Genomic DNA, 22,041 nt, shown 5'->3' on the forward strand with positions numbered 1-22,041 from the left:
AGTGTTTATTAATTTCCGAAATTATATCTTAACGTTAACCCACTTCTAATGGTAGTTTGAGGAAACGCTGTCGATATTGCATATTCTGAGAAAGTATGGTCGTAATAGAATGCTGCTGTTAAATTTTTACTTAAAGCATAATCCATTAAAAACTGTACTCCATAAATTGTTTGTCCTGCCGTTGTTTGGTTATTTTGAATATCCAAATAACGTATAACTGTTCGGTTATCTCTTCGTGATAAATCAAGCTTGAAATTTAAATCACTTTTAAGAACTTGCTTTTTACCTCCAAAGTTTGTTCCTATACGCAAATCTTTAACTCTATAACCTAATCCTAAAATTATTTCATCACCTTTTATTTCAGTCAATAAGTTGTTTGCAAAACTCAACCCTAACGCTCTATCTTTTCTATATTCAGCACTAATTTTGACTGAATTTTTCATTTCAAAATCAATTTTGATTAATGGAGAGAATTGCTCCGTCAAGTTCACATTAGTTAAAAATTGTTGACTTTTAAAGTTACCTGCCTGATCCACTTGCGCTGTAGATGGATCTCCATCAGTTATTCTATCATAATCTAGGTTTGTCTGAAACTGGTTTACTGTATATCCTGCACGGTAACCATGTTGTAATGAAAATCTTTTAAAGTTCTTTTTAAACCAAGAAACCCTCATTAATCCCGTATACTTAAGATCCCAATTTGGCAATGGAACGTCTCTAAATATCCCTGTCTTCTCTTTAGACGCATCAGTTCCCTTATAGGCAGAAATAAATGCCGGAAGTAACACATCTTGACTTGTAGCTCCAAACCCAACAGGATATCCTGTGTCTGGATCTACCGGGAAGGCATCGGTACCATAAAAATCTCTAGCTAACCTATTAGCAACAATCAATCTATTACTTCTAAAAGCTTCAAAAGCAGCTGATTCATCATCTGAACTAGCATCAAAAGCTGTCCCAATTAACAAAGTTGATATATTAAAATTACCCGATGTTACTGGAGTTAATGAATTGTACAGACCGTCGTCGATAATATAATTTTCAGAATAATTTTCTGCATAAATACGACTTCCGTTAATGTCTATTTTTAAATCCTGAAGTGGTTCTAAATTAATTTGAGCATCTAATTGTCTTGTTTCAGTTTCTGTATATTGCTCATTAAATTCCGGATACAATGTTAACCATCCATTACGAGCTGCAGTTTCTCTAATTTCAGCTTGACTTCCAAAAGTAAAACCTGTAGTTGGTTTTAATGTTCCAACAAAACCAATTGAAGGAGTGTATCCTGGAAGGAATGTACCATTAGTTTCTTGATAATTGATTCCTACTTTTTTAATCATAGTTAGCAATCCTACAACAGTATTTAATGCTTGATCGCCTGTACTGAGACCTCCAGCGTTACCGGTATTACCTCTTGTATCTCCAAGACTGCCTCCTTTAGGATCATTAACATTTGAAGAAAGATCTCCTTTTTCTTGTCGACCTACTTTTCCACCTTTCACATTTGTTCCATTTCCTCCTTTTTCCAATCCACCTCTAGTAGAAGATCTACTTTTCTTTTTCTTAGTAAGACCTATATACTTATAAAAAGCATTCATATCAAAATTAGAATTGATTCTATGAGTACTTGAATTTTGAACTGAATTTCCTAAATCAAATGTTTCTGTAGTTCCGTCACGTAATGTAATATCGATACTATTAAACAAATCACTACCATCTTGCCATTGGAAATCTCCAGTATAAGAATAGGTCGCTTTTATCCATTTTAAGAATGGAAATTTAGAAAATGGTAAATCATAATTTAATTGAAGTGACTGGAAATGTCTGTTAGGATCACCTACATCAAAGAAACCATCAAATACTCCTATTGAATTATCAACATTACCATCATCATCCAAGAAATTAGAAACAATACGATCATTTGATGATGTAAAGTTAAATCTTAGCGATTTCGTCAAATTGTAGTTTATAGCATAATCCCAATTAAAAAGGTAATTACGTTGGTATAATACAGGTAAACCAATGTTACCATCAAGTAAGTTTAATTCTCTAAATTTTTGCTCGTTATACTGTCTAACAATATTAGAATTAACAGCAATACTTGTTGGTAAATAATTGACATTAAAGTCCTTTAAAAACTGCCAATATTTATTAGTAAATATTGAATCATTTTTCTTGAAAGGTTCAAATGTTTTTGGTCTAAAGCTATACGCATAGTTTGCGCCAACTCTAACATTTTGATCTAATGCATCTTCAACTTCAAAATCGTGATGATCAATTTGATTATAAGATCCTGAAAATGTGAAATTCTCTACATCATAAATCTGCGGTTTAGAATCTCCTACACGTTCTTTCCTCACACCAATTAAGTTGATGCTCTGGCGTTTTGTATAATCTACAGACTGTGCTCTGATTGCTTCTTGCTCCTCTTCAGTTTCAGCATTATCAATTCTAGAATCTAATTCAATATCTTGAAATTCTGGATCGTATTGAGGTGTAATTAATTTTTCCCCTATTCCGTAGTTAAATGGAAGTTGGATACCCCAAGCTTTTGGAAGCATTTGTCCAAGGTTAAAATTTGTTACAATATCATACTGTTGCACATCTTCTCTACTACGCTCATTAGGTCCTTGCTCTACTGAACCAAAACCAATAGTACTCCTTCTACCTGTTGCACTAACATTTGCAAAATCTGCAAAATTTGTATCTAAACTTGCAACTGCAGCCCAACCACCTTGATTATTTAATTCTGAAAGGCGTAATTCATTTACCCAAACTTCGCCACAAATATCTGTGTTAGTAGCATTTCGAAGTCCAATCATTGCGACACGAACATCACCAAAACTTGGATTACCTTTAATACCAACTCTTAAATCATTCTCATCACCAGCAGCAGACTCTGCATCTAAATCAGCTTGGTCAAAGAAAATTAATTCGGTTGAACTTAGCGTTGGATCTCCTAAGACCCTAGTTTTAACCTCTTGTAAAAGTTTTAATGGTAGATTTAATCGGTTTTCAATTGGCCAAATTTCCTCAGCACTTGTAGCACCAAATGATGTTGTATTTAGAGGAATTTGTACTTCGTAGAAACTTTCGGTTAAATCATTACCCAATCTGATAAATGCATACATATCACCATCACTTAATGAAGTTTCATTTTGAAGTGACTCAGCATGAATAAACATTTCTAGGTTTTTGTATTGACGCATATCAACATTGAAGTTTTTATAAACTCCACGACCATCATTAGGTTCTAAACCACATACACGTAATGCTAATGATTGTTCATCCTGACGAATAATATTATTATTGTTATTTAATTGTTCACGAATTACTCCTGGAGGAAGTACATAAGGAATAGGTTGTCTGTTTTCATTATCTATAATGTTCACAGCTTCCACCTCAAATGTTGTATCATCAAGATCTGGATCTTCTAAGTTAACCAAATCAAGTGTTTGAAGGTAACGACGGTAATCTCCACGAACTAATTCAAGTGTACCAAAACGTAATGTTGTTGGCTGCTCAAAACCTGACATATACATACGCATAAAACGAATTGATCTGAAATCGGATATACCGTTAACTGCTTGGTCAAAATCTGAAACAGGAACCTTAAATTGTACCCATCTAACTGGAATAGTACTGTTATTAGGAAGTGTTACGTTATTTTCACGCACATCAGTGATATAATCATTTGTTCCAGGCTCTAAAGAACCTGGCTCAATAGGAATATTATATTCATAATAACTATCTACGGTATTCATCGAGTTATCACGGTTAATATCTTCAACATCTGGTTGAGTTGTAGAACCACGATTATCATTTGTTACATCAACAGGAGAGTTTCCTTCTGTACCATTATATAGCTTATATCTATTTCTAATATCACCTGAAGCTTGTAAGAAATATTGATAATTATCATTAGCTGGATCTCCTAACCCTGCAAAACTCGGGAACATCCCTGCTTCTTCAGCATTGTTTAAACCATCATATCCAATATCTTGATTTAATCGCTCTTGACCTTCCGTATCAAACGTATATACTAATGATTGGTTTGTAGGAACACGACCCCAAACTGTTGGCGTTGTATTAACCGCACCCCCTTCATCTGGAAGTCCGTTTTCATATTGTTTACGCCCGTCTTTTAAGATATCTTCTGAAATGTTACCTAAGTTAAAACTTAAAGTTCCACCTTGGTTTGTCGCATTTTCATCATAAATAAATGGATCCATTACCCAAAACTGAATATACTCAACATTACTTCGTTCAAAATCGGTAGTAGAAAGCTGACGAGATATTGCTCCAAAATTTTGTGCTGGATTTGGAAGTTCATTAGATCCGTTTGCAGCTGGATTAAAATTATATTCACCACGCTCTCCAGGATAGAAAGATAAATCTAATGAAAACAATGCTTGCGTTTGCCCTTGAATGATATCTTGCTCTGGGAAAATTTCATCTCTAAAAACACGACGTGTAAATGGATTAGACAAATCATCATCTGTAATTCCATCTGGACGCTGACTACTGTAAAAAATAGGGTCAATTGTATACCAATTTAATCTTGCACGTCTATAGTTATAAGCCAATACGCTATTTGCAGATTCCCCTCCGAAACCAAATGGAGACGCTCCTAAATACCATTGCAATGGGGAACTAATATCAAATTCAGTTTGTGACGATTCAAAATCATCAACATATACAGTTGTTTTACCATTAAAGTCTGAAACATCTGGAGCACTTGGCAACAAATACGCAAACTCACCTCGAACCGATAAATTTGATTCCACATCAGTATCGATGTTTGGAAGCTTGTTAACTAAACGAGTGAAAAAAGGCACCTCAGTAGAGTACTGAGCATTAATACCAAAAATCTGGTTGTTAATAGGCTCAACAGCATAGGTTGACTTTTGCGTTAATGGACGTTCATTTAATTTTAAATACGTACCACCAATAATAAAATTATCATTGAATTTATGTTCAATATTCAACCCTGTAAATCGCTTAGTTTGTTGCCCAAACAATGTATTATTTTCAACTGAAATATTAATAGGTGTATTTGAAGCTAAAATTGCCGGATCTAAAATCTGTACTCTACCTAATTGATAGTTTACAGTATAATCAACACCTTCAGAAAGTGTTCTTCCTCCAGCAGTTACTACTACAGACCCTTGCGGAATATTAAAAGCCCCAATTGGAATTCCATCACCACCAGTTGATTTATAACTTCCGCGAATCTGGAATTTATTTTTATCACTCTGTGTTTGTTCAGCCTGAGTTTTAGTCGCGTTATAAAGTGCACTAAAAACATATTTGTTTTGATTTGCATTATAAGTAGATGGAACATCATAAAGATCATCAGCCATATTTGGCGTGTCATCTAACTTATCAAATAGAAACTCTCCAAAAGGTTCAACACTTGTAAAGATGATTCGACCATTTTGTTGATCTACTGTAAGTCCAGGTAAAAAATCGAAAAACCCATCACCACCTTGTTGAGGGTCATTATTATAATTCAACCTATCAAGATTGAAAACTTTTAATAGAATAGTATTATCTACATCTTCTGGTAATGCTACGGCTGGGTTTGAAATTGTTCCTTCTGCTGCAGTAATATAGTTTAACGGAGAAGGATCTTTATATAAAATATTTAATCTAAAATCTTCTTGCTCTAATTGAAAAGCACCTAGACTATAGATATTTTTCATCATCAAGTCCCAAATAGGCTCCCCTACATTGGTAATATTACTTTTCAGTAACTTTACAACTAAATTTTGAGGTATTCCTTCAATATCAACATTCCCAGGATTGCCAGGTTGTCCCGGTTCTACAATCCCACCAGTTGCATCTACACCGTCAGTAGAGAATTCTCCCACTTGATATACACGACCGTTGACTGTAAACTGGAATGAAACCCCTAAAACCTCGTCATTATTTAATCGTTGATTCAACGAAATATATCCCAACTGAGAGTTTAAAGTATATTCATTAGGCTGTAATCTTCTTGCATTTTCTAATGCTACGTAATCTGAACCATCTTGAACTTGAACACCTCCAAAACCGGACTGCACTGTTGCAATATCACGTATTTGTTCGTTTAGAATTGTTTGAACTCCAGTTTGATCAATTCCAAATGGATTAAAATCATTGTTTGAGTTATCAGGAAAAGCAGTACGTGCTGTATTAATGAAACCTCCTGGAGGTATTGCTAAACCAACATTAGTAGGATCAGACTCCCCAATATCTTGAATTGCCACAATATTACGAACATCCTGTGTTTGATTACCACGATTGGTAATCCAAGCTTCCATACGTGTAATCTGTATATTAGAATTAATAAAAGGATATTGCTCTAGTACTCTGTTATAATTATCTCTAAAATAGTGCGCTAAGAAAAAGTGACGATTTTCATCATAGTCTAAAGCGAAAAATTCAAAGTCGGTTACTGTTGCCCCACCTTCTGCTGTCACATTTCTAGTTTCTGAATTCTGCTCAGAGAAAACTCCAGTAATAGTTGTTTTACCAAATTGCAATTCAGTTTTAACACCAAATAAACTTTGAGCACCTGTAATTAGCGTTCCGTTTAATGGCATACTTACATTACCCACTTCAATTTTACGAATTATATCATCTTCCGTTGGAGTGTATTCTAATTTTACTTGATTTTGGAAATCAAATGTAGACTGTGTGTCATAGTTCGCACTAACTTGCAAACGCTCTCCAACTTTACCTAATAAACTTAAACTAATTCGCTGATCAAAATCAAAAGAAAAATTGCTTCGGTTTCTTGGTGAGAATGCTGGATTATCTTGTTTCGTATACAGTATACCTAAGTCCATTTCAACTGTACCTTGTGGTATTACTTCTATAGTATTTCCGCCAAAAACAGTCTCAAAGAAACTTGAATTCACATAAAATTTAGGCAATAAATTTTTCTGTTCTTCTTCACTTCCCTCTTTTCTACCATCTGCCGCGTCAATTTTTGTTTTGAAATATTCACGCATTTCTTGGCGCAAAATCAAATCACGATATTCATCAGGTGTTAATATTACAGGCACACCTATATCAAAATTCCCTAACATCTGGCTATAGATATAGCGATCTGTTACGGGATCGTAAGTATATAAATCCTGAATACTTCCTGATTGTGGCAATTCAATTCGCCCCATAGATGAGCCAGTTGCCGTGGAATCCTGTGCAAATGCAGTAGTGAATCCTCCAAGAATGATTGTTAAAACGAGTAAATGCTTGATAAAGCTATTTGTACAAACGTAAATCTTTGCCTCCAATAGTTACAATTTTTTTAAAGCCTGCTTAATGATATCTTCAACGGTTGCCGTAGGATCGTTTTTAACGATTGTGTCACAAACTTTCTCAGCCTGTTTACGTGCAAAACCTAAAGTCTCTAGAGCAGATAACGCTTCATTTTTATTCGTATTGCTTGAAACAACAGAAACATCTTCCAAGCCGTACACTTTTAATATTTTATCTTTAAGGTCTAACAGTACACGTTGCGCTGTTTTAGCACCAATTCCTTTAACAGATTGGATAGTCGCAACATCGCTACTTGCTATAGCCTCTTTAACTTGTTGCGGTGAAAGTGAAGACAACATTGTGCGTGCTGTACTTGTTCCAACTCCCGAAACAGATATTAACAACCTAAAAATTTCCCTTTCAGAAACAGTTGAAAACCCATATAAAATATGAGCATCCTCTCTTACCTGCAAATGGGTGAATAACTTTACACTTTCTGAACTAGGAAGTGCTGAAAATGTGTTTAGTGAAATGTTCACGAAATAACCTACGCCATTGCAGTCTATAACTACATCTGTAGGGGTTTTTTCTACTAGCCTTCCTTGCAAGTGGTGAATCATCTCTTAATTAATTGTTAACGACGCCAAATATAGTACATTTTATTGGGCTTTACCACGGCAAAAAAGCAGGAAATTAATTCAAAAAAACGAATTATTTTCCTGCTTTATAAGCGCCTTAATTATTTTAATATACTGAAATTTTAAACTTCAATATAATTGAGATTCTATCAAAAAATTAGTTGATTTTAAACAAAAAGTAACATGTCTATTAAATTGATAGACACGTTACTAAAATTTCTAATTTATTTACTCTTAGCACTATGCTTTAGCCTTGACTCTTTTTGCTGAGCATCAACAACCGCAACAGCTGCCATGTTAACCATTTCCTCAACGCTTGCACCTAACTGCACTATATGCACCGGCTTTTTCATACCAAGCATAATTGGCCCAATTGATTCAGTTTCATTAAGTTCTTTAAGTAATTTATAAGTACTATTTCCTGAATCGAGGTTTGGAAAAATCAAAGCATTTACCTTTTTTCCCGCTAACTTAGAAAAGGGAAACTTTTTTTGAAGCATTTCTTGATTAAGTGCAAAGTTGGTTTGTAACTCACCATCTACATGCATATCTGGATTTGTACGATGTAAATAAGCTACTGCATCGCTCACTTTAGTGGCGTGTGGATCTTTAGACGAACCAAAATTAGCATAACTTATCATTGCTATTACAGGAGTCAAACCAAACATTTTCATGGTGTAGTTTGTCATTTGTGCAATCTGCGCTAATTCCTTAGCGGTTGGATCTATATTTATTGACGTATCACTTATAAACAACGGGCCACGTTTAGTCAACATTAAATTAGTTGTTGCAACTTTATTAACTCCATCAAACCTACCTATTGTTTCTAAAACGGGTCTAACAACTGAAGGGTATGCTCTAGAATAACCTGATATCATTGCATCTGCGTCACCTTCATTTACCATCATACCCGCAAAATAATTACGGCTTTTCATTAAATGCTGAGCATCAAAAAGTGTTACACCTCTTCTTTTTCTATTTTCAAAATGCTTTTGGGCATATTTAAGTAATGTCTTGGCTTGATCATCTGCTTTAGGATCAATAATTTCAACATCTTCATCAAATTCTATTTGAGACATAAGTTCCAAAATAATCTCTTTTCTTCCTAATAGGATAGGAATTCCGATTCCTTCTTCATGAACAATTTGTGCCGCTTTAAGAACATCTAGATGATCTGCCTCTGCAAAAACTATACGTTTTGGGTTTCGTTTAGCTCTACTATACAACAAACGAACAATTTTATTATCGCTACCCATTCGTTCATTAAGCTCATCAATATATTTTTACCAATCTTTAATTGGTTCTGTAGCAACACCACTTTCCATTGCTGCTTTTGCAACTGCAGGAGGTACCGTTGAGATTAGTCTAGGGTCAAAAGGTTTTGGAATGATATACTCTCGGCCAAAAATTAGCTTCGTTTCACCATAAGCAATATTTACTTGTTCTGGAACAGGTTCTTTAGCTAATGCAGCAAGTGCTTCTACAGCAGCCATTTTCATTGCTTCATTTATTTTTGTGGCCCTCACATCTAAAGCTCCCCTAAAAATAAAAGGAAACCCTAGTACATTGTTTACTTGATTAGGATGATCGCTTCGTCCAGTAGCCATTATAATATCATCGCGAGTTTTACAAGCTAAATCATATTCTATTTCAGGATCTGGATTTGCCATAGCAAAAACGATAGGACGCTTAGCCATAGACTTTAACATCTTTGGTGTTACAATATTCGCTATAGAAAGACCAACAAATACATCGGCTTTTTCCATTGCTTCTTCTAAAGTATCAATCTTTCTAGCAGTAGCAAATTCAGCTTTTTCATCAGTAAGATTATCACGATCTTTTCTAATAACACCTTTGCTATCAATCATAACAATGTTAGCGTCTTTTGCACCAAAGGCCTTATAAAGCCTCGTACAAGAAACCGCAGCAGCACCTGCTCCGCTGATAACAATTTTCACTTTGTCTATTTTCTTTTTAGCAATTTCCAAAGCATTTAATAATGCAGCTGCAGATATAATTGCTGTACCATGTTGATCATCGTGCATTACAGGAATATCTAATTCTTCCTTCAGGCGACGTTCAATTTCAAAAGCTTCAGGAGCTTTAATATCTTCAAGGTTAATCCCTCCAAAAGTAGGGGCTATATTTTTTACAGTTTCAATAAAAGCATCAACATCCTCTGTACCTACTTCAATATCAAATACATCAATATCTGCAAATATTTTAAATAACAATCCTTTTCCTTCCATTACAGGTTTAGATGCTTCAGGACCTATGTTTCCCAAACCTAATACCGCTGTACCGTTAGAAATTACCGCTACTAAATTCCCCTTTGCAGTATATTTATAAACATTATCTACATTTTTAGCAATCTCAAGACAAGGATCTGCCACTCCAGGAGAATAAGCAAGAGACAAATCTCTTTGCGTCGCATATTTTTTAGTGGGTACAACTTCAATTTTACCCGGTTTTGGTTTAGCATGGTATAATAATGCTTCGCGACGTCTTGATTGTTTACTCATAAAAATGTATTAATTAATACTCTTAACTTACAAATGTAACAGAGATGATTGAAAAGTAAATATATTCTATAATAATTAACCTTTTTATAATAGTTAGTCACTATTATTTAAAAAGTTAATATTTCGGATTAAACCCTCGAATTTGGTTCTTTTAACTGCACTTTTTTTAAAGATTTCAGCAAAAACATCTCTCGTTATTTCCTCCCAATCCTTTTTTGAATTAGTAAGCAATGATGGATTAGGATTAAACAAAGGTTCTTTATGCGATTTACTAAAGCGGTTCCAAGGGCAAACGTCTTGACATACATCGCACCCAAACATCCAATCATCAAATTTACCTTTAAAACTTGACGGTAACTCATCCTTTAATTCGATGGTAAAATAACTAATGCACTTACTACCATCAACAATATAAGGATCAACTATTGCTTGTGTAGGGCAAGCATCAATACACGCAGTGCAATTACCACAATGATCTGTAACAGCATAATCATACTCTAATTCTAGGTCTACAATAAGTTCTGCTATAAAATAAAACGACCCTACTTTTTGAGAAAGTAAATTACTATGCTTTCCAATCCACCCTAAACCACTTTTAGCAGCCCAAGCTTTATCTAACACTGGTGCTGAATCAACAAAAGCACGACCATTTACCTCTCCTATTTCTTCACGAATAAAATGAAGCAATTTTTTAAGTTTATCTTTTATAACAAAATGATAATCTGTTCCGTAAGCATATTTTGATATTTTATAAGAAGTGTCTTTTTGCAACTCTTGAGGATAGTAATTTAGAAGTAATGATATTACACTTTTAGAACCTTCCACTAACAATGTAGGATCTAGGCGCTTATCAAAATGATTCTCCATATAGGCCATTTCGCCATTCATATTTTTATTTAGCCAAGACTCTAACCTTGGAGCCTCTTCCTCTAAAAATCCGGCTTTACTTACACCACAAGACATAAACCCAAGACGACTTGCCTCAGCTTTTATCTTATCAGTATATGTTTGGGCTAAATTAATGGGATACGTTTTTTTAATCTCAAAACAACTTGCAAACTCTAAGTAGATGTAATTTATCGCTTCTCAAATTCTAGAAATGCATCTTTTGGTTTTAAAGTAATTAATGGAGTGATTTTAATAGGCGTAGTCTTTTCTTTAATTCTGAAATTTTCAAGTAAGGTAGTAATAGCTAATACCATTTCATACATAGCAAAATTGTTCCCAATGCACATTCTTGGACCTGCTCCAAAAGGAAAATAATGTCCTGAATATTCCTTTGCTTGCATTCGAGAGAAGCGAGTTGGATCAAATTTTTCTGGATTATCCCAAAATCTTTTATCATTTTGGATTTCAATAACTGAAAACAATAAACTTGTGCCTTTTGGTATTTTCATTCCATTGAACTCATCATCCTCTTTGTTCACCCTATCAATAAAATAAGCTGGCGGAAACATTCGCATTGCTTCTTCAATAACATTTTTAGTGTATGGTGATTCTTTAAGAAATATCATCAAATCACCATCAGCGATACTTTTAGCGCTATTTATTTCTGATAAGATGATTTCTTGGATCTTTGGATTTTTAGCTATTAGTTGTGTAGTAAATGACAATGCATTTGAAGTAGTTTCATGACCGGCGGTAAAGAGTATTAATATTTCATCTATCAGCTGTTCATCTTCCATAGCTTCACCATCATCATATCTTGCATCAAGAAGCATATCTAACAAGTCATACTCTTTTATCGAACTTTCACGGCGGTTATTTATCAATTTAAGCACAATATCACGTCCTTCTTTAGATCTATCTATCGCTGCTTCAATTTTACCTGTAAGTTTAAAATACCAATTTAAATAAGGTTGTCTTAACTCTCTAACAAGCATTTTTTGGCCATTTTCAGTAATGTCTTGTAATTCAGAAACCTGTGTATCGGTGATAGCTCCACTAAATAGTGCTTTAGCTACAGTTTGGAAAGCGAGATCGTTAAATAACGGAAATACATCAAAAGGCACATTTGGTTTGATTTTTAATATTTCAGAAGTAATTGCATCCTGAATTTTATCCATCAACAACGCTAATTGTTTTTTATGAAACGCTGGCTGAATAAGCTTTCTTTGTCGTTGCCACAATTCGCCCTCTGAAGTCAACAGACCTTTACCAATATACTTTGCCACCTCTACGGTTTGAATGGGTGATTTCGTGTAATTGCGTTGGTTTTTCTGAAGTGCGTATTGAAGAAAACCAGCATCACGGCTAAACACCACTGAATCATTAAAACTTATATTTAATTGAAATGTATCACCTTTCTCTTCAAAATTTTGTCGGTGAAATGGTAATGGGTTTTTTAGTATATCAACTGAATGTTTTAAAAATTTCAATAATGAAACTTCCGGAATATTTGATGTGATTTTAGTCATATTTAAAATAATCCCCCTTGAATAGGACCTTTAATTTTCCCTAAATGTTTATAGGCAGCTTCCGTAACCTCTCTACCGCGAGGTGTTCTCATAATAAAACCTTGTTGAATTAAAAAAGGCTCATACACTTCCTCTATAGTTTCAGGGCTTTCAGAAACTGCTGTAGCAATGGTAGAAATACCGACTGGGCCACCTTTAAACTTTTCAATAATGGTAGTTAATATTTTATTATCCATCTCGTCTAAGCCAAAGGCATCAACGTTTAATGCTTTTAATGAGAATTTAGCAATACTAATATCAATATTTCCATTTCCTTTTATTTGAGCAAAATCTCTAACCCTTCTCAACAATGCATTAGCTATTCGTGGAGTTCCTCTACTTCGGCCAGCTATTTCAATTGCAGCTTCCATAGAGATAGGAACTTGTAAAATTGTGGCACTTCTTTGCACAATGGTTGTGAGCAACTCAGTTGAATAATACTGAAGTCTTGAAGCAATACCAAAACGAGCACGCATAGGCGCTGTTAGCAATCCAGATCTAGTTGTTGCTCCTACTAAAGTAAATGGAGCTAGGTGAATTTGAACCGTACGTGCATTAGGTCCAGATTCAATCATTATATCAATTTTATAATCTTCCATCGCAGAGTATAAATACTCTTCAACTATAGGACTTAAACGATGAATTTCGTCTATAAATAACACATCGCGTTCTTCAAGATTAGTAAGCAATCCTGCAAGATCACCTGGCTTATCTAAAACAGGCCCGGAAGTAACTTTTATTCCTACTTCAAGTTCATTAGCTAATATATGAGCTAATGTTGTTTTTCCTAAACCTGGAGGACCATGAAACAATGTATGATCTAAAGCTTCTCCCCTAAGATTAGCTGCTTGAACAAAAACTTGGAGGTTTTCTAAAGCTTGATCCTGCCCTGTAAAATCATCAAAGCTAAGAGGCCTTAATTGTTTTTCAATTTCTATATCTTGAGAAGACAAGTGGTCTTCAGATGGGTCAAGGTTCTCATTCATATAGTAAAGATACAAAGTGTAAGTTTATTAATTGAGTTGGTTATTTGATATTTCAGAAAGAATAATCAAAAGAATAATTATAATATTTTTTATATGTTTAACAATCAATTAATAAGTATCATTTTATACTTAGTAATGAAGTCAATACCTTTAAAATAAAAACCTTAAAATGACAAAACCAAGAACTAAAACACCGGATTTAAAGTTAAATTTAATAAATGATACTGTTTGGGACCTTAGCGAACAAGATCCAGATTCATTTACTCTTGTAGTATTTTACAGAGGATTACATTGTCCAAAATGCAAACTACAACTTGAAGAAATTACCGAATACTTAGAAGACTTTGTAGAACTAGGCGTAAATATAGTAGCTGCAAGTATGGATACGCAACAAAGAGCTAAACAAGCAGGTGATGAATGGGACGTTACATCTTTACCTATCGCCTATGGTATGAATGAAAAAAAAGCTAGAGAGTGGGGATTATATATTTCTGAAGGTATTTCAAAAAAAGAACCGGAAATATTTTCGGAACCAGGTTTGTTTTTGATTGATAATGAAGGATTATTATTCTTCTCTTCTGTACAAACAATGCCATTTGCAAGGCCAGGTACGAAAGATGTAATTAACGCTATAAAGTTTATACAAAACAAAGATTACCCAGCTAGAGGAGAAAAGTAATCACCAAAAAAAAACGCCTTTATAAAGGCGTTTTTACATGTTTAATCTGAAATTCTCCCCAAAACTTCTGACTTATGTATAGCCAAATATACATTGGGTATAGAATAAGAACAATACCCAATGATGGGTATTTTTATGGAACTCTAACTATTGTATAAAAAAAGTCCTTTCAAATTGAAAGGACTTTTTTTATACTACAATTTTTTAATGATGCATTTCTTCTTCGTTATCTTGAAGAGGTACGTGCTGAGGAATATAATCTTGACCTTCGATAACATATCCTGTTTCATCTTTGTTTAACTTACTGTAATCATAAGCCCAACGGTGAACTTCTGGAATTGGTCCTGACCAGTTACCGTGTATATGTTTAACATCAGCCGTCCACTCTAACGTAGTGGCTTTCCAAGGATTTTTAGGTCCTACTTTACCATAATACATTGAATGAATAAAGTTGTATAGGAATACTAATTGTGCAGCTGCAGTGATAATGGCAAATATTGTCATGACAACGTTGATATCAGCTAAATCATCAAAGTATGGGAATGCTGTGTTTGTATAATAACGTCTAGGTAAACCTGCCATACCTACAAAGTGCATTGGAAAAAATACTCCGTATGCTCCTACAATTGTAATCCAAAAGTGAACATAACCTAAGTTTTTATTCAACATTCTACCTTCAAACATTTTTGGGAACCAGTGATATACCCCTGCAAATAAACCATATAATGCAGATATACCCATTACCAAGTGAAAGTGAGCAACTACAAAATAAGTATCGTGAACATTAATATCTAAAGCACTATCTCCTAAAATAATTCCTGTAAGACCACCTGTTATGAAAGTAGATACAAATCCAATTGAAAACAACATAGCTGTATTCATTTGAAGATTACCTTTCCATAGTGTGGTAATCCAATTAAAAGATTTTACAGCAGATGGAATGGCGATTAATAAGGTTGTAAATGTAAATACAGATCCTAAGAATGGATTCATACCAGAAATAAACATATGGTGACCCCAAACAATTGTAGACAGAAATGCAATTGCTAAAATTGACATAACCATTGCACGGTATCCAAAAATAGGCTTACGTGCATTAGTAGCCATAATTTCAGAAACCATACCCATTGCTGGTAAGATTACAATATATACTTCTGGGTGACCTAAGAACCAAAACAAGTGTTCATATAATACTGGAGAACCACCTTGATTATGCAATACTTCACCTGCAATATAAATGTCACTTAAGAAAAATGAAGTTCCAAAACTTCTATCCATTAACAACATCAAAGCTGCAGATAATAAAACAGGGAATGAAACAATACCAATAACAGCTGTCACAAAAAATGCCCAGATTGTTAATGGAAGTCTAGTCATAGACATTCCCTTAGTACGTAAGTTTAATACTGTTACAACATAATTTAATGATCCTAATAAAGAAGAAGCAATAAATATAGCCATAGAAACTAACCATAGAGTCATACCTGCACCAGAACCTGGTATAGCTTGAGGCAATGCACTTAATGGTGGATAAACTGTCCATCCTGCTGATGCTGGTCCTGCTTCTACAAATAATGACATTATCATAAAGAAACTTGACAAAAAGAATAACCAATAAGAGACCATGTTAAGGAATCCAGAGGCCATATCACGAGCTCCAATCTGTAATGGAATTAATAAGTTACTAAATGTCCCACTTAGACCAGCCGTTAGTACGAAGAAAACCATTATAGTTCCATGAATAGTAACTAGTGCTAAATATACACTAGGATCCATAACTCCACCTTCTGCCCACTTACCTAAAAGTAATTCAAATATTTGGAATGGTTCTTCAGGCCAAGCTAATTGCATTCTAAAAAGAATTGACATAGCGATACCTATAATTCCCATAAACAAACCAGTTAAAAGGTATTGTTTAGAAATCATTTTATGATCAGTACTAAAAATATATTTAGTAATGAATGATTGTTTATGATGATGCCCGTGATCGTCGTGGTGATCTACTGCGTGGTCATTAGCGTGTGCTGACATATCTAATTCTTGTTTTTTTTATTTCTTTAAAGATGTTGCAATGTTTGGTTGAGTTGCTAACCAAGCATCATAATCCTCTTGAGATTCTACAATAATCTTCATTTGCATATTGTAGTGGTTTGTACCACAAATCTTATTACAAAGTAACATATAATCAAATTCGTATGGTTCTAAAGCTTCTTCTCCTTTTAAAGCAAGTTCTTTACTTTTTTCACTACGAAGTTCATTAATTTTCTTAACCTTAGCTACAATTACATCATCCATTCTCATTTCATCTGTTGTAACTGTTGGCGTGAATGAAAATTGAGTAATCATACCTGGAACACAATTCATCTGCGCTCTAAAGTGAGGCATATAAGCAGAGTGAAGAACATCTTGTGAACGCATTTTAAACAATACTTGTTTTCCAACAGGTAAGTGTAATTCATTTACAACAATATCATCTTGTGCGTTTGGATCTGAAGTATCAACACCTAATTGATTAGCCCCTTCGATTAGTCTTACATTAGCTTCACCTAAAGTATTATCTGAACCACTATAGCGAGCTCTCCAATCAAATTGATAAGCGTATAGTTCTACAACCATAGGATCTTCATCAGCATCAACGTTCATAATATCAGTCCAAGTAAAAAGACCATATATAATTAAAGCTGCTAAAACTATAACTGGAATAATTGTCCAAATGAATTCAAGTTTATCATTATCCGCAAAAAATAATGCCTTAGTATCTTCTGCACCTCTATACTTAAATGCGAAGTAACTTAATAACCAAAGTGTGAAAAATCCAACAATAAATATTAAAGACATTGAAATCAACATTAAATTGTCAGTTTCAACTCCATGTTCTGAAGCGGATTTTGGTAATAATACATCGCCCCATTTCCAGAAACAAAGTATCATTAACACATATGTAAATATTGCTAAACCTAACATTAACCATCCGTTAACGTTGTTATCTTTTAAATTAGCAATTTCTGAAGATTCACCTAATTCTTCAGCAGACTTAGACATGTTAAATATCTTGCCCAACTGTAGTACGGTAATTCCGAAAAGAATAATTACTAATACAACTAAAAATGCAGTCATCGTTATCTGTCTTCTAAATGATTAATTAATAATGGTAATTTTTACTTTCCTTAATAAAAGGATTGTTCTTCATCAATAATGGAGCTTTAGTAAGCGCTGTGAACACAACGAAAACAAATAATCCAAAGAAGAATAATAATGAGCTAATTTCAGGTAAGCCTATAAACCAACTTGTTCCTACTGTACCTGGCATAATGAGAACAAATAGATCAACATAATGTCCTGCAAGGATAACAATTCCTGTTAAGACTACAAACCAATTTACTCTTTTGTAATCACTGTTCATTAACAATAATAATGGGAATAAGAAATTCAAAATTAACATTCCAAAGAAAGGAAGTTTAAAGTCCTCAATTCTTGTTATATAATATGTTACCTCTTCAGGAATGTTTGCATACCAGATAAGCATAAACTGAGAGAACCATAGGTATGTCCAGAAAATACTAAATCCAAACATAAACTTAGCTAAATCATGTATATGACTATCATTTACAAATTCTAAATATCCTTGTGATTTAAGGAAAATTGTAATTAATGCTATTGTTGTTATACCACAAACCATCATTCCAGCAAGTATATACCAACCATACAAAGTAGAGAACCAATGAGGATCAAAACTCATTAACCAATCCCAAGACATCATAGACTCAGTATATAAGAAGAAAACTAAAAATCCAGCTGAGATTCTAAAGGTCTTTTTAAAATATCTATTATCATCAACATGTTCACTAGCTCTAGAAAACTTAACAGCATACATACGGTAAAGTATCCAACCACCTAAGAATATAGCAGCTCTAATAACTAAGCCGGTTCCGTTTAACCAACCTGCCTTACCTTGAAGTAAAGCATCATGTGCAACAACTTCTGGATCAGCCCAAACAAATAAATGATTTATATGAAAACCGGATAAAGCTAATAAAACAAACATAATAATTCCACCAGGGACTAAGTATGCGGTAATAGCTTCCATAACTCTAAAAAGAACTGGTGACCATCCTGCTTGTGCAGCAAAATTTACAGCATAAAATGCTAGCACGCCTAAAGCAATCATAAAAAAGAAAAAACAAGCAATATAAAGTGCTGCCCAAGGTTTATTCTGTAATTGATGTAAAGTATGCTCTAAATGAGCCTCTTCACTATCGTGAGCATTAGCTTCCTTATGAACATCATGTACTTCCGTGCCGTGATCATCTGAAGTAACTTCGTGTGTATCTGTAGCGTGTTCAGCACCATGACTATCACCGTGTGCAGCCATCATTTCCTTAACTTCTGCCGTATTTGATGGAGCCGTTAAAAAACTAGCGACAATCCCCAAAGCACCAATCACCATAAAGATGATTGCAAACATTTTTAATTTACTAGGTAGCGTATACATATCTTGGCTATTCTTTGTATTCTTTATTTAGTGTTTTTGACCAACTACTTCTAATGAATGATTAGTTTCTGATAAATCTGAAGCTGTCATCATTAAAGCATTATCAATTTCGTCAACTTTTGCAGGTTTCATAATAGGTTCACCCTTTAATGTAGCCTTTAAGTTCATAACGTGTTGAGTTATTTGCCAACGCTCTAACTCGTTAGTTTGAGATGCATATGAACCCATGGAGTTTATACCATACATTTGAACGTGATAAACACCTCCATCAGTAATAACTCTTCCTGGATCAGCATAACTAGGAATACCTAAAAATTTCTCACGCTGAACTAATATTCCTTTTCCATCACCCTTATCACCGTGACATACAGCACAGTAAATAGTATAAAGTTTTGCCCCTTCTGCTAAACTTTCTTCAGTTACTAATAATGGATTTTTTAAATCAGTTTTAGCTAGATTTAAACCATCAGTAGTATTTGGATAATCATAAGGTTGCCATCCTCTAGGAATAGAACCTTCTGCCGGAAGCATAGCTTCCTGTCCACCAGGAAAAATATCAGCTTCTCCGTATGTTTCATACCCTACTGGCTCGTACATATTATTCATGTACTGGTAGTTTGGTTTTCCGTCACTTGCACAAGAAACCACTGCTAAAAAGCCAATTAGAGTAAAACTTAATTTAAGTATCTTATTCATATTAATGATCTTCATCAGTTTCAACTATACTTATTTCTAAAGCTCCAGTATCATAAAGGAACTTAGATAATTTTTCTATATCATGATTACCAGCATCAACAGCCATTAAGAAATGGTCATCTGTTGTTCTTACATCTGGATTTTCAGCTTTTTTAAATGGCCATAACTTACTTCTCATATAGAAAGTAATTACCATTAAATGGGCTGCAAAAAAGACTGTAAGTTCAAACATAATTGGAACAAAAGCCGGCATATTTTCAATGTAACTAAAACTTGGTTTACCACCAATATTCTGAGGCCAGTCTTCAATCATAATGAAATTCATCATTGTAACAGCTACTGATAGCCCTACAATACCATACATAAATGCTGTTATAGCAATACGTGTAGGCTCAAGACCCATAACCTTATCAAGTCCGTGAACTGGAAAAGGTGTATAAACCTCTTCGATATGATAATGCTCTCCACGCACCTGCTTTACAGCTTGCATCAAGATGTCATCATCATTGTAAATTGCGTGTACCACTTTAGAAGTCATACTTAGTTGTTTTTAAGTTTAGAAGCTTGTCCTGCCCAATCATCGCGTTTAGCTCGACCAGGAAATTCGCCAATAATATCATCTAATAAATCGTAATCTGAATCATCCATTTTACTAACTTGTTCAAATGTATAGATTCCTAGTTGATGTAACTTTTGTTCCATTACTGGACCTACACCACTTATCTTTTTAAGATTATCTGCTTTTTGCGTATTTGGATCAAATGAGCCTAACTTGCTTAACAAACTATCTACCTGATCTTTTTTAACTTCAGTATCTAACATAGCATCTGCGTTAACCATAGGATTATGATTATCATTGGAAATGTTCTGTTTAGACACAGCAGTATTAGCTTCTGGCGCTCTTACTACAGGACTATAATGCTTTACATTGTCACCGTGATCAGCTCTCATTCTCTTATAATTAGAACCACTACTCTTAAGTATTGACTTAACTTCAGCTTGTGCAATCACAGGGAAAGTTCTAGCGTATAATAAGAATAACACAAAGAAGAAACCAATTGTACCAATAAAAATACCGATATCAACAAATGTAGGAGAGAACATAGTCCATGAAGATGGAAGATAATCTCTGTGTAACGAAGTTACAATAATAACGAAACGCTCAAACCACATACCTATGTTTACCACAATAGAAATAAAGAAAGAGAACATAATACTAGTTCTTAATTTTTTAAACCACATAAATTGTGGAGAGAAAACATTACAAGACATCATCGCCCAATAAGCCCACCAATAAGGTCCAGTTGCTCTATTCAAGAATGCATACTGCTCATACTCTACACCAGAATACCAAGCAATAAACAACTCAGTAATATATGCTACACCAACAATAGAACCCGTAATCATAATTACGATATTCATTAATTCTATATGTTGAATTGTAATATAATCTTCTAAACTAGAAACTTTACGCATCACAATAAGCAACGTGTTCACCATTGCAAATCCAGAGAATACTGCTCCTGCCACAAAATATGGAGGGAAAATTGTTGTATGCCAACCCGGTATAACTGATGTTGCAAAGTCAAAAGATACAATCGTGTGTACTGAAAGTACCAAAGGAGTTGCTAAACCTGCTAACACAAGAGAAACCTCTTCAAAACGTTGCCAGTCTTTTGCACGCCCACTCCAACCAAATGATAATATACCATATATCTTTTTAGTAAAAGGTGTTACAGCTCTATCACGAATCATCGCGAAATCGGGAAGTAATCCTGTCCACCAGAAAACTAATGATACCGAAAGATATGTTGAAATCGCAAATACATCCCAAAGTAAAGGCGAATTAAAGTTAACCCATAATGAACCAAATTGATTTGGTATAGGCAAAACCCAATAAGCTAACCAAGGACGCCCCATGTGAATAATTGGGAACAAACCTGCCTGTATTACAGAGAAGATTGTCATTGCCTCTGCTGAACGGTTAATTGCCATTCTCCATTTTTGACGGAAGAGTAATAATACCGCAGAAATCAATGTTCCTGCGTGACCTATACCTACCCACCACACAAAGTTTGTAATATCCCAAGCCCATCCTACGGTCTTGTTCAATCCCCAAACTCCAATACCAGTAGAGACGGTGTAAATAATACAACCTAATCCCCATCCAAAAGCCACAAGGGCTATGGTAAACACAATCCACCAGGATTTGTTTGCTTTACCTTCAACAGGAGCAGCTACATCGATTGTAACATCGTGGTAACTTTTATCTCCTATAACTAAGGGTCTTCTAATAGGTGCTTCGTAATGCGACGCCATAT

The 22,041-nt window shown here is 34.4% G+C and carries 12 protein-coding genes and 1 pseudogene; 1 reads left to right on the forward strand and 12 read right to left on the reverse strand.

What is annotated here, in order from left to right; genetic code table 11:
* Positions 1-8: 8 nt before the first annotated feature.
* The 6 genes and pseudogenes from sov to ruvB all read right to left on the reverse strand — a co-directional run bounded on the left by sov (position 9) and on the right by ruvB (position 13,853).
* Positions 9-7,286 carry a T9SS outer membrane translocon Sov/SprA gene (gene sov / locus GBH57_RS01975; RefSeq protein ID WP_373865826.1) on the reverse strand — a complete coding sequence of 2,426 codons (7,278 nt, stop codon included), beginning with the start codon at positions 7,284-7,286 and terminating at the stop codon, positions 9-11.
* 3 nt (positions 7,287-7,289) lie between these two features.
* Positions 7,290-7,871, reverse strand: a complete 582-nt coding sequence (gene ruvA, locus GBH57_RS01980) for a Holliday junction branch migration protein RuvA (RefSeq protein WP_151672374.1) — start codon at positions 7,869-7,871, stop codon at positions 7,290-7,292.
* Between the two features lie 242 nt (positions 7,872-8,113).
* Positions 8,114-10,411: pseudogene (locus GBH57_RS01985) on the reverse strand (NADP-dependent malic enzyme).
* 93 nt (positions 10,412-10,504) lie between these two features.
* Complete coding sequence (gene queG, locus GBH57_RS01990; RefSeq protein ID WP_151672375.1) at positions 10,505-11,434, reverse strand: tRNA epoxyqueuosine(34) reductase QueG; 930 nt, start codon at positions 11,432-11,434, stop codon at positions 10,505-10,507.
* 53 nt (positions 11,435-11,487) lie between these two features.
* Positions 11,488-12,828 (reverse strand): cytochrome P450, encoded by a 1,341-nt coding sequence (locus GBH57_RS01995; protein ID WP_151672376.1) that lies wholly within the window; start codon positions 12,826-12,828, stop codon positions 11,488-11,490.
* A gap of 2 nt (positions 12,829-12,830) precedes the next feature.
* The gene (gene ruvB / locus GBH57_RS02000; protein WP_151672377.1) at positions 12,831-13,853 is read right to left on the reverse strand and encodes a Holliday junction branch migration DNA helicase RuvB; all 1,023 of its coding nucleotides are present in this window, start codon (positions 13,851-13,853) and stop codon (positions 12,831-12,833) included.
* A 169-nt stretch (positions 13,854-14,022) separates the two neighbouring features.
* Between ruvB and GBH57_RS02005 the strand changes: the two genes are divergently transcribed.
* Positions 14,023-14,532, forward strand: coding sequence for a peroxiredoxin-like family protein (locus GBH57_RS02005; RefSeq protein ID WP_151672378.1), 510 nt, complete (start codon positions 14,023-14,025; stop codon positions 14,530-14,532).
* 204 nt (positions 14,533-14,736) lie between these two features.
* Here GBH57_RS02005 and GBH57_RS02010 read toward each other — a convergent pair whose 3' ends face one another.
* The 6 genes from GBH57_RS02010 to GBH57_RS02035 are packed head-to-tail and all read right to left on the reverse strand — an operon-like array spanning position 14,737 to position 22,039.
* The gene (locus GBH57_RS02010) at positions 14,737-16,563 is read right to left on the reverse strand and encodes a cytochrome c oxidase subunit I (protein WP_151672379.1); all 1,827 of its coding nucleotides are present in this window, start codon (positions 16,561-16,563) and stop codon (positions 14,737-14,739) included.
* Positions 16,564-16,581: 18 nt separating this feature from the next.
* Positions 16,582-17,649 carry a cytochrome c oxidase subunit II gene (locus GBH57_RS02015; protein ID WP_151672380.1) on the reverse strand — a complete coding sequence of 356 codons (1,068 nt, stop codon included), beginning with the start codon at positions 17,647-17,649 and terminating at the stop codon, positions 16,582-16,584.
* 25 nt (positions 17,650-17,674) lie between these two features.
* Complete coding sequence (locus tag GBH57_RS02020) at positions 17,675-19,024, reverse strand: quinol:cytochrome C oxidoreductase (protein WP_151672381.1); 1,350 nt, start codon at positions 19,022-19,024, stop codon at positions 17,675-17,677.
* A gap of 27 nt (positions 19,025-19,051) precedes the next feature.
* Positions 19,052-19,720, reverse strand: coding sequence for a c-type cytochrome (locus GBH57_RS02025; RefSeq protein WP_151672382.1), 669 nt, complete (start codon positions 19,718-19,720; stop codon positions 19,052-19,054).
* Position 19,721: 1 nt separating this feature from the next.
* A complete protein-coding gene (locus GBH57_RS02030) occupies positions 19,722-20,258 on the reverse strand; it encodes a DUF3341 domain-containing protein (RefSeq protein ID WP_151672383.1) in 537 nt (178 codons plus the stop codon).
* Between the two features lie 2 nt (positions 20,259-20,260).
* Entirely contained in the window at positions 20,261-22,039 is a 1,779-nt protein-coding gene (locus GBH57_RS02035) for a helix-hairpin-helix domain-containing protein (protein ID WP_151672384.1), read from the reverse strand.
* Between the last annotated feature and the right edge of the window lie 2 nt (positions 22,040-22,041).

Source organism: Patiriisocius marinus (assembly GCF_008974325.1).
In the GTDB taxonomy this organism is placed as follows: Bacteria; Bacteroidota; Bacteroidia; order Flavobacteriales; family Flavobacteriaceae; genus Patiriisocius; species Patiriisocius marinus.